The following is a 16,247-nucleotide window of genomic DNA, read 5'->3' as shown; positions in this document are numbered from 1 at the left end:
AGCACGGAAGCGATGACAACTTGGCAGGACAAAGGTTACTATGCGTTACTGCTTTTCATGCGTTATTATTTTACGTTTGCCAGCAGGCTTCCCACAATAAAGTCAAGCTGCTTATCCAGCGAATAGATGTCATTATAATAAGATAGACCAAAGTTAATCTCGAAAAGACGTCCTTCCTTCACAGCCGGAATACTGTTCCATATAGGATTATCCGACAAGTCCACCATTCCTTGATATGCTGAGCGGAACACATAATCTCCGGCATAATCTGCCAGCACCTCGAAGGAGACGTTCTTGCCACTTGCTTTATCATTGGACTTCTCGATTTCCTGCTGAATAATCTTCGGTCCTTTCATTCCCAGGTATTCGTAGATTACTTGTGAGCCGCGACCAAAATTTTTGCTTGTAATAACCCCCATCTTACCTTTGCCGCCTTCCATAATGCTTACAGTCTTATCCAGAATTCCGGCATTCTGCAGCTTTTGCTTACTCTGCTCCACCTTCACGCGGAAGCTGGCCAGCAGCGCCTGAGCTTCGCCTTCCTTGCTTAACACCTCCCCAAGCTTCTTGAGTCGATCATCTACAGACATTTTCTCGTAGGGAATATACACCGTGGGTGCAATTTGATGCAGCATGTCATAGGTTTCTTCAGAAGGAACAATAATGACATCAGGATCAAGAGCAAGCACCGCCTCAAGACTCGGTTCAAACCATGTACCTAAAGTTTGGGTATTAGCCAGTTCCTTTTCGAATGCCGCACCCTGTTCAACTGCAGAGACACCAACTGGCCTTACACCAAGAGCAAGCACATCGCCCAGCAAATACAGGACTACGACCCGCTGCGGCTTAAGAGGCACCTCAACATCTCCTTTAACGGTGGACACGATCTTCGTCTGCTTCTGCGTTGCTGCGTTGCTGTCATTAACGGATACCGGATCGGACGGTTTCTGTAAAGCATTCCCTGGTGTGCTGGTAGAACAAGCACTGAGCAATAGGGTCAGGCAGAGCATTAGGATGACGGCCAAGGATGATTTGTTGCTGTAGTACATAGGTAAGCTCCCCTTCCTTCTAATTTGATAATGATTATCATGATCAATATAGAGCAGGGACTTCTCCTTAACAATGCCATATCGTGCCTCTGACGATGTCACATTAGGACACGTATCCACTTTTGTGTGTTCCATCCGATATCGAATGGGTGCAACTCCGGTATATCTTTTAAACATTTTGGCGAAATAGTAGCTGTCAGGATAGCCGGTACTCTCAGCAATTTCCTTCAAAGTAGCAGCCGTTGTCAGCAGCAGCTCCTTAGCTTTGTCCATGCGAATCTGAATCACATAATCGATGGGACTGCTGCCGGTCTGGCTTTTGAATAGCCTCGATAAATGCCTCGGGCTGCTATCCAGCTGCTCTGCCAATAGATCCATGGTAATGAGTTCAGCATAATGCTCTTGCATATAATGTCGCGCTTGTGCTACCAGATCGGCTTGCATCGTGGGAATGTCCTGGCTGTGTAGTTGCCGCAGCAGCTCATATACAAATTGATAAAACAGCGTTTTCGCATGAAATCGCTTCAAGGTCCCTTGCTCCATCCATTCCTGATGCATAAGCTGTACCTTGTGCAGCAAGGAAGCAGGATGGTCTGGCACAAAGCCATATTGAATGTGAAAAGGATTACTCCGTTCCATTATGGATACGATTTCCTGACGAACGGGCAGCAAAAAAGCAGCTTTGTAAAAAATAATATAGTAATCAAATGCTTCTTCAATCGGACAAATTTCTAAACTGCAGCCCTTGCCTCCATGCAAAATATGAAACCGATTTACCTGATGCTTCATGCCATCCCATTGTAAATTAGCACTGCCACGTACCGCATATAAGAAACCGCTGGCTGGCAGCCGATAGGAGCTTAGACCCTCCTCCGGCTTCATGGATATATGACGAATATCCAGCAGCTTAATGGATGCCTGATTCCATAGTATAAGCTCTTCATCTAACCGCATGATGTCCTTTCAACTCCTAAGTTAGCATTGGCGCACGATAACCGGCAGTGCCTTCAAACAGGAGCACATCCTGCTGCACAATATCAATATGAGAGCACAGCGATTCCAAGGTCATCTTGCTAAGTGAAAAAACGTTAAAGCATATATACCCTCTTTTGCAACAAAATCCCTGCTACGGCTTAGCCGAAATTGTGAAAAAGACCGCAGGCACGCTCTGCCTGCGGCTTTACATACAATCGCATATGTAATTCAGCTATTAGTACGAAAAGTTTTTTTACACAAGCTCAATTAATCCGCCAGCATGCTCAGCACATCGTCTACTTTTTTGTTGTTGGCTAGGTACCCGTGGTTCATCCAGGTCATAAAATCGACTTCGAAGGCATGACGATTGCGAACAGCAGGAATGGTATGCCACAACGGATGAGTAATTTGCCGTCTTTCAGAACCCGCTTCTTGTTCATGCCACTTATCGAATGCGAAGAAAATATAATCCGAATCCAGCCTTTGCAGCCATTCCCAAGTCACTCCCTGTCTGCCTTCTTCGCTCGATAACTCCTGCACCATCGGGTGCGGCACAATGCCTAAGTCCCCCCATAGAAAGGACTTCGTATAGGTCTGATCGATACTAATACACTCGGCTGATACACGCAAGAAAGCATAAGTCCGATCTTTGATCGAACGGGTTAATAACCTTCTTACCTTAGATACTTTGGTCTCATATTGCTGGATCGCCTGCTCCGCCTGATTGACCCTCCCCAGCAGATTCGCCACTGTTCTCAATGTCGATCGCCAATCCGCATCATCATGCACAATGATATCAGTCTGTACAAAACGCTTGCATTGCTCGTATTGATCTGTCCGATACTCGTAATCACTTCTTCGTGCGATAATCAGATCCGGCTTGTATGTCGAGAGCGGTTCATAGCTATTCTGCAAAACATCGAAAGCCGGAATATGGTTCAGCCCTAAATATTCTTGACGACCCCAACCCTTATGCGACCATTGCACGACCGGTGTAACTCCTAAAGTGAGTAATAAATCTTCCATGAGTAAAGAGACAATGCGAACCGTACCCTGATGATGATGCCGGTACCGCCCAGGCGCTATGCCCTCCAGCTTCTTGAATCGACGGTTGAAATAAAATTCGTTGTTGAAGCCAACATGCAGGGCGATCTCGTGAATCCGATCCTCTGTTTTTAGCAGCAACTGCTTGGCATGGTCGATCCGCAGCTTATTAATGAATTCAAGCGGGATTTGACCGGTCAGCTCCTTGAATATTCGCGTGTATTGCCAAGGAAAAACGTTCGCATCTGCAGCCAACTGAGACACTGTCATTGGCTCAGCGTAGTGGTCGCTTATATAGGCGATCGAGCTTTTCACGGCATCACGCAAGTTCGGTGCAGGCGCCGTTCTTGCATTTTGCTGTAGTACATGACGAATCAGCTCCTCGAACCGCACATGATTGTAAAACCGTATCAATTCGTCCTCATCGTGACTATGCTGCTCAATCGCTTCTAGTAAATCAACACATCGTGAGAATGGTACACAGCTTAATGCGCCAGTACACGGGAAAGTCGCCGGAGATTCGTCTGCCGATGCAACTGTATCCGAAACTCGTAACGCTTTGAAAGTGATGGAGTAGAAAGAAAGGCTGTTTTCTCGTGTTTGGCTGAAGGTGGTTTGAGTTGGCTCCGCAACAACCAAACTTTCCTTGACCAGTCCATAGGAACGACTCCCTATTTTCATTTCTGCTGCTCCGTCCCTAACGGCAAACAGCATGTACTCACCGTCGAGAGCGCTATACTCCTCGCTAGAAAATGGGGCTATATGGAGTACCTGGATGCCCGTCATGATATATAAGACAAAAGGACAGCAGCGAGATCCCATCTCCCTATTCATCCTATCCCCTCTTCCTTATAATGAGAATGATTATCATCATCATTATAGAGCAAAAAGCAAAGCTCTTCAATCCGCCATGAAAAGCTTTCCTTTTGTATCACGATGATGTGTTGACTGAACTGCTATTTCACTAAAATTTTCAGCAGGTCGTCGATTTTCATACGATTCGCAGTAATCGCCCCCGATTGCCAATGCGAACGTTCCACTTGATAAACATGACCGTTCTTGACAGCCGGGATACTTTTCCAAATTGGATCATTAAGAAGGGCAACCGCATTCGCATTGGACTTGGAATCCCACGCACCATCAGAGGGGAAGATGATAATATGATCGGCTGTAAACTCTGGTATTTTTTCTTGTGAAATAACATCATGAGCCTCAATACCCTTCACCCAAGGAAACGGCTCCAAACCGAGGTCTTTGTAAATCATGCCCGTGTATGCATTATTCAGACCGAACAGACGGAGCTCAGGCTTACCCCCGACATCGAGACGCACGACAGCAACCGTTTGCCTGCCAACGGCCGCCTCCAGCTTCACTTTTGCATCTGCTACCTTCTGCTCATAATTCTTCAGTATGCTGTCCACCTTCTCAGGAGCTCCGAGCAGATCGGCAATGGTGTGCAGTGTCGCTGCAACGTTCACATTCACATCACTGGGCAACCGATAGGTTGGGGCAATTTTGGAATATAATTGATAGCCTGCTTCATCTATCCCGGCATTCAAAATAATTAAATCGAGATTCTGCTCGATCAACGGCTCCAAACTACCGGTAATATCGAACAATGGAACATCCGTCAGCCCCAAATAGTCCTGTTTTCCCCACCAAGGATGATACCATTGCACAATTGGTTTCATACCCAACGCCAGCATATAATCCTCCAAGTAAATACCAGCCACTCGCTGTGGCTTAATGGGGACCTCCACTTCGCCAAAAGCATCCTTGACCATTCTTGTACCGCTGTCCGACTGTTTGCTGTCTCCCGCTTTCATTAATGTTTCTTGCTTGTTGCTGCAGCCTGTCAGACTCACTATAATGATCAGAAGAACGACCAGCCAACGAACCCCTTCTATATGTACTCTTGATTTCCCTACCATCCCTTGTGCCAGCTCCCTTAGCTAATGCCTATTGTTAAAAAATGAACGTCAATAGTAATAATGATAATCGTTATCACTCATTGAAAGCCCATTATAACCTTCCGGGAAAGCTGAATCCATACACATTTCCAATTTCATTTTGCACAAACGTGATGAGATAGAAGGGTTATTTTAGGACGAGGCATGGAATGGACACAGCTCGACGATCTCTTTATTCATATCGGCCTCCACCATCTCGCTGATCGTTGTCAACGTACTGTACAAAAAGTGGGAATCATTTGGGATTGAAGCGCATGGACTTTCGATTTGATTTCCTGTGCAGCAGAAAGTCAGATAAAATCGTTGAATACCCTTACATAGGATTGTTTAATTGTATATAATTGGTGGTGTTACAGACCATTATGAAGGAGAGATTCCGCACATGGAAGATTATATCGAATTACAAAAAAACCTGCTGGCTGAAGAAGAAGAGCTTCAATTCTCACAGTTTACCAATGAAATGGCACTACAAATCGGGTGCAGAATTATAGAAATAATAAAGCAGGAAAATAAGCATGTCACCATTGACATTACGAGGAACGGACAGCAGCTATTCCATTTCGCCTTTCCCAAAACCTCCGCAGACAACGACCAATGGGTGAGAAGGAAAAGTAATGTGGCTTGCCGTTTTGGTCATAGCTCGCATTATATATGGGCTCAGCTCAGAGCTGCTAAGAAAACCATTCAGGAGAGGTATCTGGTTGATCCGACCGAATATGCCGCAAGTGGAGGCGCTTTCCCCATTATTATTAAAAATGTCGGTGTAGTTGGTGCTATCGCTGTTTCCGGATTACCGCAAGAAGAGGATCATCTCGTAGTCACTACAGTCATCCGCGAATTCATTAATAAAACCAATTAACTACATAAATCCCATACCCGGTTCATCTTGTTCTTGTCATTTATCGGAAATCCTCATAAGCTTCTTGACATCGACAGATGACAAGAAGCTTGTGAAATAACTAAAAAAAGTCGCAATTTATGCGACTTATGATGTAATCATGTTATTAATATAGTACAAAATTGCACGTATTTACTCGATCAGCTATGTTTAATAAGCTCTTTACAGCTTATACAGCTCCCGCGCATTTTCGTAAAAGATACGGTTACGCATGGTTTCCGGTAATTTCGGAAAAGTCAGCTTCGGTGAATCAAAGTCCCAATGCGGATAATCGCTGGAGAACATCATGATATTCTCCGCATCCATCGCCTCCAGCGTATTGAGCAGATGCTTGTCTTGGTCCGGACGTTCAAGCGGCTGCGATGTCACACGGACATGATCACGCAAGTACTCACTGGGCCGCTTTTTCACCCAAGGCACTTCATAACGCAGCGCTTTATATTCAGCATCCAAACGCCACATCAGCGTGGGCAGCCAGGCTGAACCACCTTCTACCATAACCACTTTAAATCCAGGAAACCTCTCAAATACACCTTCGGTAATAAAACTGACCAAATGAGCCTGAAAACCCAAGGAAAGGCAGGTATGCCATTCAATATAATGGGTTGGATAACCCGGTGACGGTTGAATATTGATCCCCATTCCATCCGTACCGGGATGAATAGCCAGAGGAAATCCGTGGCGTTCGCATGCTTCGTAGATCGGATAGTACTGCCGCTGTCCAAACGGCGCTCGTGCTCCAGAGTCCGTCATGACTTGTACAAAGTGTGGGTGCCCTGCCCAACGTTCGATTTCCTTCGCCGCCGCAAGGGGGTCCTGATGCGCAATCGTTATCGATCCTTTGAACACACCGTCGGGGTTGTATGAACCTAACCATGTATCCGCTTGCCAATCGTTGTAAGCCGCGGCAACAGCGGTAGCAAAGTCTGGATCCGGATGCAGATTGCAAAAAGCTCTTGGCAGCAGGATCGCATGGGCAACATTAAAAGGCTTAATGTGCTGCTCACGAAGAAATTCCGGGTCACTTCCCTCAGGTCCGCCATTGGTCGGTTTGGCATCCAGACGTGCCCCGTGAACGGGATTACCGAATAAACCGCGTCCTCCGCCTTTATGTCTTTCCTTCCAGGGCATTTGCATATAGGAACGAATCTCATCAATATGTTGGGGCATTGGGTGAACGTCGCAATCGATAATACCTTTATTCATTTTAATCCTCCTCATTTCTTTTCATTACATATAGACAATGATCCATCCCGATTCTACCTCTACGGGATAAGTTTCGACTTCTACCTCGGCCGCAATCTCCGCTTCTTCCTCTTGTTCGACAGCAACCTCATAGGTTTTGACCAAACATTTGTGCGGATCGTAGATCGATTTGCCCGTGGTCAGATCAAATTCCCATCCATGCCATGGACAGCGGACAATCTCTCCTTGCCTTCCATAGATGTATTCACCAGGCGCAGAGGGTAGCGTCATCCCTGTAACGGTGCCCACACACAGCGGCGCTCCCTGATGAGGACACGTATTTCTCAATGCATAAAAGGTGCCGTTCACATTAAATAATCCGACAGGCCGATTTTCCAGAGTAATGAGTTTTCTTGAGCCCGGGGGCAGTTCAGCCACTGTACCCACAACATGTCTTCCCACTTTTATTCCACCTCTGTTTATTTTAGTAGCCCTGTTGATTTCACTAGAAAATAGTTATCATGTCCAGGTATCACGATATCGGCGATTTCGGTGATCCGATTGATCGAGTTCACGGTGGCAACCGGATCCACATTATTGAAATAACCTTGCTTGGCCCTATAAAAGTCCTGAGTCATGGCCGCATCCGAGGCAAGGACGATCGTGCCTTCAGCCGCTTGAAAAACAAGACCTGTCAGCCCTAACGTATGGCCTGGCAGGTGAATATATTCAATACCCGCTGCAAGACTAGCTTCTGCAGGTCTTACCCCGGATAGATGAGAATCATGCGGGTTTTTCAAATGATGAAACTCCTCTTTAGCCATGAACAAAGCCGCTTTATCGAAGGCCTGTATATCCACAACATGATCGCCATGCGAGTGCGTCAAATAGACCACATCAATATCAGCATGTGTCAGCCCGCAGCGAGCATCCAGAATTCGACCCATTTCCTCAGCAGGAAAAGAGGGGTCAATAAGTATATTCTTGCCATCGGCAACCAACAATACCGTTGTGCAATAAGCCCTTCTATACGCTTTCCCCTCATCCTCACCCCAAAATTTATTCCGGCTCAAGCATCCAAGCGTTAATAGCTTCCACTTAATGAGTTCATGATTTGCTGCCATTGCCTATTTGACTCCTTTGCGCTCATCATCCGTTTGATAAATACGTGCCGTCAACCGCGGAATGTCGGAAACATCGACTGAAGGGTTGAATGCATCCAGCAGGCGAATGTTTTGCTCGACTTCTTCAGGCCATCTCATCCCGATATTTAACACATCAACTCTTGAGTCTGACAACAAAAACTTCAGGCATAAGGCATATACATCGGTAGCAGCCAGCACCTGAGGCTCCAAATGCTCCAGCGTACGTTGAAAAATGCCCGAAGTCATCGGTCTCATGACCGCCACACCAATATTTTTCTCCGCTGTTTTTTTCAACAAATGAAGCGCCGCAGATTGATATATGATGTTGTAGCAGGGCTGCACGACACTGAAATGTCCGGTTTCAACCAAATCGAGAGCCGAGAACGGCTCCTCTGTCGTAAGCCCCAGCCATCTAACCTTGCCTTGACTTTTCAGTGATTCCAATGCCTCCAGAGGCCCATCATTAAGAATATGATGGGTATCCGCCGCAGTATACATCCCGCCATGAAATTGAATGACATCTACGTAATCTGTTTGCAATCTGCTTAAGCTTTCCTCAACGCTTTTGATGACTGCTGCTTTGTCCAGGCCCTTCCAACCGACTTTGGTTGCCAGGTAGCAGTCATCGCGTCTGGTTTTCAGAACATCACCAATAATGCTCTCGCTGTGCCCGTTGCCGTAGCTGGGTGCCGTATCGATGTAATTGATCCCTGCATCCAAAGCCGTATGAATGGTGCGTATTGCTGTTGCGCGGCCCTCTGAGCTGTATGGGTCCCAACCATTCGCTTTATTAACCCCTGAGAAGGGATAGCCTCCCAACGCAATTCTGCTCACCTGCAGTTGAGTTTTACCAAGCGTAGTATATTTCATCGTCCTCACTCCTTTGATTTGCCCATTTATTTAATTAAATTTTTACCCTCTTTGTTGTACCAATCCGTCCAAAATTGTATAGCTTTATCCCCGCCTGCCGACCTCCAGCTTTTGACATAATCATCCCAGGTAGAATCAATATCGGAGTTGCCAAGTACCGCTTTCACCTTATATTCATCGGAAATTTTAGTAAGACTAAAGCTCGACAGCTCCGGGTAATAAGGTAAAGCCGCCTGAAGCTGATCCAATGCGCCATTTTTAATCGCATTATCAAGTCGGTCTATCGAGGCTTTCGGGTATACCAAGCCCAAATATGATTTGACCTCGTCATCATATTGTCCTGGGTTGATCATTGAAAATCCCCAATGCAGGGAATGCTTTTGCTTGAGTATTTCCGGTTTACCATCGGTCATTTTATACTCATCGCCTTCAACCCCGAGATACAGCCACTTCTTCCCTTCATCCGAACAAACCCAGTCAAAGAACTTCATCAGTGCCTCTGTATTTTTACTGCTGGCAGGAATCCCGATATAATGGCGATTAATGGAATTGTAGCTGAACTTTGCCGGAGACCCGTCCATCTTGACAGGCAGATCGATGGCTTCCCATACTTTATCGACGGTTCCATCTTCATACCCCGGGAACTGATTGGCATGCCAGAAGTTAGAGGTAATCCCGTATTTCCCTGTTTTTAATTTGTCCATATAGATTTGGGTAGTCGTTGTTACAAATTCAGGATCGAGCAGCTTATCCTTGACCAGTTTTCTCATAAACTTCAAATACTCTTTATACTCATTCGTGATCTCAGGAGGCGTTACTTTACCATCGATAATTTTATAAAAATTGGCATCCATAGACGCTGAGAATAACTGCCCAATATAGGTCAATCCGGAAATGCTCAAGAAACCGAACGTATCATTTTTACCATTGCCATCAGGGTCCTGCTCGGTGAAAGCCTTCCCTACCTGATAAAAGTCTTCTATCGTTTTGGGAGTTTTCAGATTAAGCTTTTCCATCCACAATTTATTGATATAGACGGTTTGCGTGAGTGCATCAAATCGCGAGTAGGGAAAAGCATAAATCTTTCCATCTTGAGTGACCGGAAGGAAAGCTTCCTTTTTCATAAATTTTGCGATGTTGGGATACTTGGCGGCATCATTAATGTACGGAGACAAATCCGTAAGCAGCCCCTGGCTGGCAAATTTGAGAATCGTGTCTCGGGTACTGGTCATAAAGGCATCTGGCGGACTTCCCGAAGCCATCATAATATTCAGTTTATCGTTATAGCCGGCAGAGCTGGGAGCATCCATGACCACCTTAACGCCCGTTTTTTTCTGTAAAAAATCTACATATTTATTTTTGAGCAAGGTCCCTTCCGTCAAATCCACATTAAAATCGAACATGTAATTAACACTGACCGGATTATCCGCAGTTGCTGTTGCAGCCGCTGCTTCCGGTTTTACCGCTGAGCTGCATCCTGATAACGCAATCATGATTGCAGATGCGCCAGTTACTGAAGTATGAAGCCGTTTCGAATATTTCCCCATCGGGTACTTCCTCCTTTTCGTTTAGACAATAGAACCAGCAGCTGTACGAACTGAGCCTGCTTCAGCTCCAACCGCGCCACTTCCGTATGCCCTACCGAGAATGATAGCGATTTAATGGCAAAGATAAATGTCTAATAATTTAAAATACAGACTTAAATTTAGTTATTCGTTGGACAAATTTTTTGTACATCGGGGTTCACTTGAAAAACACCTGTCGTTTTATTCTTTAAATAGGTACTGCGGAAAACAGCCGGCGTTACATCGTGATTTTTCTTGAAATTGCGAATATATGAATGTACCGTATCGTATCCACAAATCTTGGCTATTTCCTGGACCGTCAATTCACTTTCTTTTAGACAGGTTAAAGACTTCTCAATACGTAAATCGTTTACATAGTCTATAAAATTAAAGCCCATATTCTTTTTGATAAAGCTGCTTAAATAGGAAGGATTCATATGAAATTGTTCGGCCAGATTGCTTAACGAAATATTTTTATCGTAATGGTTATGGATATAAAGCACAATTTGCCCCATGAGGATCGTATCCATATTGTTCTCCATACTTTTTTTATAGCTGAACACCTGATTACAGGATTTCAAAATGTAGGCCTTCTTTTCATGAATCATCTCGTAGCTGTACAGCATCATGAAGATGTCCTCTTGAAATACATCCGTAATCGAATACCCCAGTTCCAACAAGTACTTCACAATGCTGTACAAAATATTCGAATAAATCGCATTCATCGCGTCCAGCGAAAAAAAATGATTATGGATGCTATGTTCAAAAATTTTGTCCAGGCTTGTTTCGATTTCTTTGATGTCTCCCTTGCGGATGCAATCCGCAATCCGGTTGATTTCTTTAAGCGGATAAATGTAATCGTCTTTCTCGACTAAATCAAAGTGCTTGCATTCGATAATCGAATTCCTTCCATAGATCACGCGATAATCCAGACTCTTGACCGCTTGAGCATACAAATTGGGAATGTCCTTGATTTCATTAGAAATATCCGTCAATGCAGCACAGACGGACAGGTTAAAGTTTTCCTCGATTTCTTTTTGCACATAGCTGATCGTTTTCTTTAATTCCACGATGACCTTCTCCGGTTTCCTGCTTCCTGAAATCGTTAATAGAACGGCTATTTTATCCAAATCCGTCTTCACGACAAAAGGAACATTATCCAGCATCAGCATGTATTTAATCGCTTTCAAAATCGATCTGCTGATCGTTAGCCTGTCTTCATTTTGCGTGTTAAGCAAATTTTTGTAATAGTCATTCATTTGAAAGACGATAACCAGATACTCTTTATCGACAAGATCGATCGTAAACTCCCGCGCTTTGCTAACAATTTCTTCTCTGGAGGAAACTTTCCCTGTTAAAATATGGGATATTAATGTTTCCCGCAAATCATCCAGGTTATCCTTGAGATTTTGATTATAACGAACCAAGGGCTTTGAATACACGCGCTTAAAATAAGGAAAGGTGACAATAGCGACAATAAGCAGCACCAACGTTGCGAGCGCTACATACAAAATGGTGTTCGTATCATATTGAATATCGCTCAAAATCTCGCTGTAAGGTACGATATATACAATCTTGGCGCCACGGTTGATTCCATTGGAGACAGCATAGAAATATTTGTTATTGTCCCATTTGACATAGCCCATATTTAGAATCTCATTCTGGATCAATTCGTTTTTCAGAATCTCTTCCTTGCAATTTTCAAAAACATTCAAGATTTCTTCATTTTTGTAAGTAAGCACCTCTTTTTTATCATTGAAAAGAACAATCCCACCCGAATTAAATTTGATTTCAGATAGCAGCTTTTTCTCATTGACGTTGACAACGAGCACACCGCCATCTGTACCGTTTGCGGGTATAGTTGTTATGTAAGGAACGATCGTATTGGCTCCCGATTCTGTCTGCCTTTCCACTCTTGATTTATAAAATGTCGTTTTTTCCTTATTTTGCATATATTCTTTCAAAATCATTTTTCCAGGAAATGCTTCCAGATCGGATATCATAAAATTGGATGAAAATATTTTGTTTGTTTTTCGATTATACAAGTACATGGAAGATATCTCTGGATCCGAATTGATAATACTGATAAACCGTCTTTGAATTTTATACAGGGTGTAATAATCGACGTTATTGTTGTCATCGTACTGAGCCCACTCATTCGTGTCATAATCCGTCGCAATCTGATAGCTGATCGATCCAATTTTTTGCACCAGCGTATCCACGATGCTGTTCATCGTTTTATAATCAGAAATATGATTGTCGATTTTCTTATCAACAGCCACATAATGATTTTTGACCATATACAGCAACGCGGCGCCATACAATAAAAGCGTAATACTCACATATAAGATACATAGCCGCTTGCCAACGGTGTCCCCATTCGGTTTAGAAGAGAAAATCACTTTTATTCCTCCCCATCGATTACGCTACAGTGGAGATAGCGCTTACACGATTTGATTATTACTTTGATTGGTATAGCTATTTTACTACAACTGCATTCGAATCCATAGCAATCATAGCACATAAGGTCTCTACTAATTCCATCGTTTTGACCGCATCCGCTAAGTCCGATGTAGGCGGATCCTCTTCCCAAATCCTGTGAATAAAATGATAAAATAAATTTTCAAAACCGATATAGGAGAAATTCGACATATGACCATTATTCAAGCTCCATTTCAACGTATCGTTCATCTCGTACAAAGCATCTACTGTTCCCGCTTTTCTTACGCCCCCGGACCTTCTGTATTCCACGCTTCTAATGTTATCGATAGAGATTAATTGCCCTACCCCGGTTATTTCAACCTGCTCCATTGGATAAGTACCATCCTGCAAAGAACCGGATTGCAGCAATCCAATCGCACCCGCTTCATTGACAAACGATATATTAAATCCGATCCTGGTAGGATCAACCCGCTTGACATCAACATGGGTTAAGGTAATCTCGCCCATCAAATATCGGGCCAAGTCCAGATGATGAATGATATGCTTATAGATGAAAGCATGCTCGGATTCGTACGCGGAAGCCTGATATTTAGCCAGATACATCGTCAATTCCCCGAATTCTTCTTTTTGCATTATTTCTTTTGCCATCATATAAGCCGGAGTATACCGCTTGTTCAGACGCTGCATCACATGACAATTCGTTTTCTTTTGAAGCTCCAGAAGCTCTTTTGTTTCCTCCGCTGTGAGACAGACAGGCCTCTCCGTTAATACATGAACACCAGACACCATACAGGCCTTGACAATCATGAAGTGCATATCGATCTCATCCGGAAAACTGATCACCGCGTCGAGACTCTCCTGATCGAGCATTTCTGTATAATCCGTGTAGGTCTTGGGTACGTGATATCGCTGTGCAAACCTGATTCTATTCTGTTCATCCGGGTCGCAAATCGCCGATAAGGTGATAGGTAAATGCTTTGTACAGTCATACACAAAGTTATATACCAAGCTGCTGCAGCCAATCAATCCGATTCTCAACGAATTCCTCAAGTTTCTCACCCATCCCTTTCTATAATCAGCCTTTAACGGCCCCCAACATAACGCCCTTCATAAAATGCTTTTGAATAAATGGATACACCATGATGATAGGCAAGCTTGATGCAAAAATGGCTGCCGATCTCAGTGTTAACGAAGAAACACCTTTGTTCATCGCAACGGCGTCCCCATTGGCCATAATATTTTGCAGCTGCACGACCATATTTCTCAGGAAGATCTGCAATACCTGGAGATTAGGCGAATTCGTATAAATCACGGCGTCGAGGAATGAGTTCCAGTGCCCAACTGCGGAAAATAAAGCAATCGTTGCAATTACCGGCATCGACAAGGGAAGAATAATGGTGATCAAAATGTAAATATCATTCGCTCCATCCATGCGCGCCGACTCCTCTAGGCTTTCCGGTACATTCTCAAAAAAGGATCTTAACAAAATAATATTCCAAGTGCTTATGGCTCCAGGAATGATCAAAGCCCAGATCGTATCGATCAATCCCGTTGCTTTCACAATTAAATAAGTAGGAATGATCCCGCCGTTAAACATCATCGTCACGATAATAAACAGCATGAAAAATTTCCTGCCCGGCAAATACTTCTTGGACAGCGCATATGCAAATGAGCATTGTAAAATTAAATTCACAAGCGTTCCGAGCGTTGTTCGAGCCACGGTCACATAGAAAGCACTTAAAAACTTATCATTTAATACCAGTGTCTTATACGCTTCCAGAGTAAAGCCTCTTGGCAGAAGCATCAATTCACCGTCTGAAATTAAATCGGGGTTACTGAGTGAGGCTACCAGTACATAATAAAACGGGATAAACGTAATGAGACCAAACAAGATTAATACGGTGTAGATGAGCACGGTGTAAGCTCCGCCTGTTTTTGTTCCTGTCATTGTATTCACTCCTTTCATCACCACATGGATACATCGCTATATTTTTTGGCTATGGAGTTAACTCCATAGATGAGAATAAATCCGATAACAGCCTGGAATAAACCTAATGCTGTCGTTAAGCTGAACCTTAAATCCTGAATACCCACCCGATAAATGTAAGTGCTCAGAACATCACTGACATCGTAGACAGCCGGATTGTACATAATGAAAATTTGTTCAAATCCTACATCCAACAGGTAGCCCACTTTCAAAATCAACATAATAATAATGACATTGGTAATCCCCGGCAGAGTGATATGAATCAATTTCTGCCAGCGATTGGCCCCATCGACCGTCGCTGCTTCATACTGCTCCTGTTCCACACCGGCTAAGGCAGCCAGGTAAATAATCGTCCCCCAGCCCGCTTCCTTCAAAATATTGGTTACTACCAGAATACTTCTGAAATATTGGGATTGCGTGAGAAAAAAAATCGGGTCACCACCGAAATATTTGATGATTTGATTAACAAAACCTTCATTTGGGCTGAGAAACTGAATGATGATTCCCCCAAAAACGACCCACGATAAAAAATGCGGAAAATAGATGACGGTTTGAATCGTCCGTTTGAAAAACATATTTTTAAATTCATTCAAAAGCAAAGCCAATATAATCGGTGCCGGAAACCCGAAAATCAAGTTGTACATGTTGATAACCACTGTATTTTGCAGCACCGTATAAAATTCCGAAGAAGAAAACAAATAATTAAAATATTTCATCCCTACCCACGGGCTGTCCCAAATACCCAGCGCAAAGTTGTATTCCTTAAAGGCGATAATCAGTCCAAACATCGGCAAATACCGATACATGATATACCAAACTATTCCTGGCAGCATCAATGCGTATAAAAACTTGTACTTAAGGATTGCTTTAAAAAAACTCGACATGATGTTGGTAACTGTTTTATTGTTGACCTTTTTTTCAACCTGAGCATATTGCAATTTCCATCTCTCCTCATCATTTTAATTTGAAGTGTACCTGCGTATGCTTAACTTAATGAATGGTTTGGTCTGCATTGCTTAATATGTTATAGGCGCATGTATTCAATGTAAATGAAGCTTTTTTTGTGAATGTCTATTTTTTCACATCTGCGTTATTTAATTTTAAAAAAATAATTAGA

General features: G+C 43.6%; 13 protein-coding genes. 1 reads left to right on the top strand and 12 read right to left on the bottom strand.

The features are described from left to right. Positions 1-65 precede the first annotated feature (65 nt). The 3 genes from NST47_RS18465 to NST47_RS18455 all read right to left on the bottom strand — a co-directional run bounded on the left by NST47_RS18465 (position 66) and on the right by NST47_RS18455 (position 4,999). A complete protein-coding gene (locus NST47_RS18465) occupies positions 66-2,003 on the bottom strand; it encodes an AraC family transcriptional regulator (RefSeq protein WP_341156414.1) in 1,938 nt (645 codons plus the stop codon). Between the two features lie 288 nt (positions 2,004-2,291). Continuing rightward, positions 2,292-3,902 (bottom strand): AraC family transcriptional regulator, encoded by a 1,611-nt coding sequence (locus tag NST47_RS18460; protein ID WP_341156413.1) that lies wholly within the window; start codon positions 3,900-3,902, stop codon positions 2,292-2,294. A gap of 122 nt (positions 3,903-4,024) precedes the next feature. Further along, entirely contained in the window at positions 4,025-4,999 is a 975-nt protein-coding gene (locus NST47_RS18455) for an ABC transporter substrate-binding protein (RefSeq protein WP_341156412.1), read from the bottom strand. Positions 5,000-5,420: 421 nt separating this feature from the next. Between NST47_RS18455 and NST47_RS18450 the strand changes: the two genes are divergently transcribed. Continuing rightward, positions 5,421-5,897, top strand: a complete 477-nt coding sequence (locus NST47_RS18450) for a heme-degrading domain-containing protein (RefSeq protein WP_341156411.1) — start codon at positions 5,421-5,423, stop codon at positions 5,895-5,897. A gap of 201 nt (positions 5,898-6,098) precedes the next feature. Here the strand turns inward: NST47_RS18450 and NST47_RS18445 are convergent, their stop codons facing one another. The 9 genes from NST47_RS18445 to NST47_RS18405 form a co-directional block, all read right to left on the bottom strand. Next, on the bottom strand, positions 6,099-7,142 hold the full coding sequence (locus NST47_RS18445; RefSeq protein WP_341156410.1) for an amidohydrolase family protein: 1,044 nt from the start codon (positions 7,140-7,142) through the stop codon (positions 6,099-6,101). Between the two features lie 24 nt (positions 7,143-7,166). After that, a complete protein-coding gene (locus NST47_RS18440) occupies positions 7,167-7,583 on the bottom strand; it encodes a Rieske (2Fe-2S) protein (protein ID WP_341156409.1) in 417 nt (138 codons plus the stop codon). A 17-nt stretch (positions 7,584-7,600) separates the two neighbouring features. Further along, positions 7,601-8,245: an MBL fold metallo-hydrolase gene (locus NST47_RS18435; protein WP_341156408.1), complete on the bottom strand. Its 645-nt coding sequence runs from the start codon at positions 8,243-8,245 to the stop codon at positions 7,601-7,603. Between the two features lie 3 nt (positions 8,246-8,248). Further along, the gene (locus NST47_RS18430) at positions 8,249-9,136 is read right to left on the bottom strand and encodes an aldo/keto reductase (RefSeq protein WP_341156407.1); all 888 of its coding nucleotides are present in this window, start codon (positions 9,134-9,136) and stop codon (positions 8,249-8,251) included. Between the two features lie 26 nt (positions 9,137-9,162). Then, positions 9,163-10,683 carry an extracellular solute-binding protein gene (locus NST47_RS18425; protein ID WP_341156406.1) on the bottom strand — a complete coding sequence of 507 codons (1,521 nt, stop codon included), beginning with the start codon at positions 10,681-10,683 and terminating at the stop codon, positions 9,163-9,165. Positions 10,684-10,841: 158 nt separating this feature from the next. Beyond that, on the bottom strand, positions 10,842-13,103 hold the full coding sequence (locus NST47_RS18420; protein WP_341156405.1) for a helix-turn-helix transcriptional regulator: 2,262 nt from the start codon (positions 13,101-13,103) through the stop codon (positions 10,842-10,844). A 76-nt stretch (positions 13,104-13,179) separates the two neighbouring features. After that, entirely contained in the window at positions 13,180-14,193 is a 1,014-nt protein-coding gene (locus NST47_RS18415; RefSeq protein ID WP_341156404.1) for a Gfo/Idh/MocA family protein, read from the bottom strand. Between the two features lie 25 nt (positions 14,194-14,218). Next, positions 14,219-15,091 carry a carbohydrate ABC transporter permease gene (locus tag NST47_RS18410; protein WP_341156403.1) on the bottom strand — a complete coding sequence of 291 codons (873 nt, stop codon included), beginning with the start codon at positions 15,089-15,091 and terminating at the stop codon, positions 14,219-14,221. A gap of 17 nt (positions 15,092-15,108) precedes the next feature. Then, entirely contained in the window at positions 15,109-16,068 is a 960-nt protein-coding gene (locus tag NST47_RS18405) for an ABC transporter permease (protein ID WP_341156402.1), read from the bottom strand. Positions 16,069-16,247: the final 179 nt, after the last annotated feature.

Source organism: Paenibacillus sp. FSL H8-0034 (assembly GCF_038000305.1).
Classification (GTDB): domain Bacteria; phylum Bacillota; class Bacilli; order Paenibacillales; family NBRC-103111; genus Paenibacillus_S.
The sequence above is the reverse complement of the archived record's forward strand: the minus strand, read 5'-3'. Positions and strand labels throughout refer to the sequence as shown.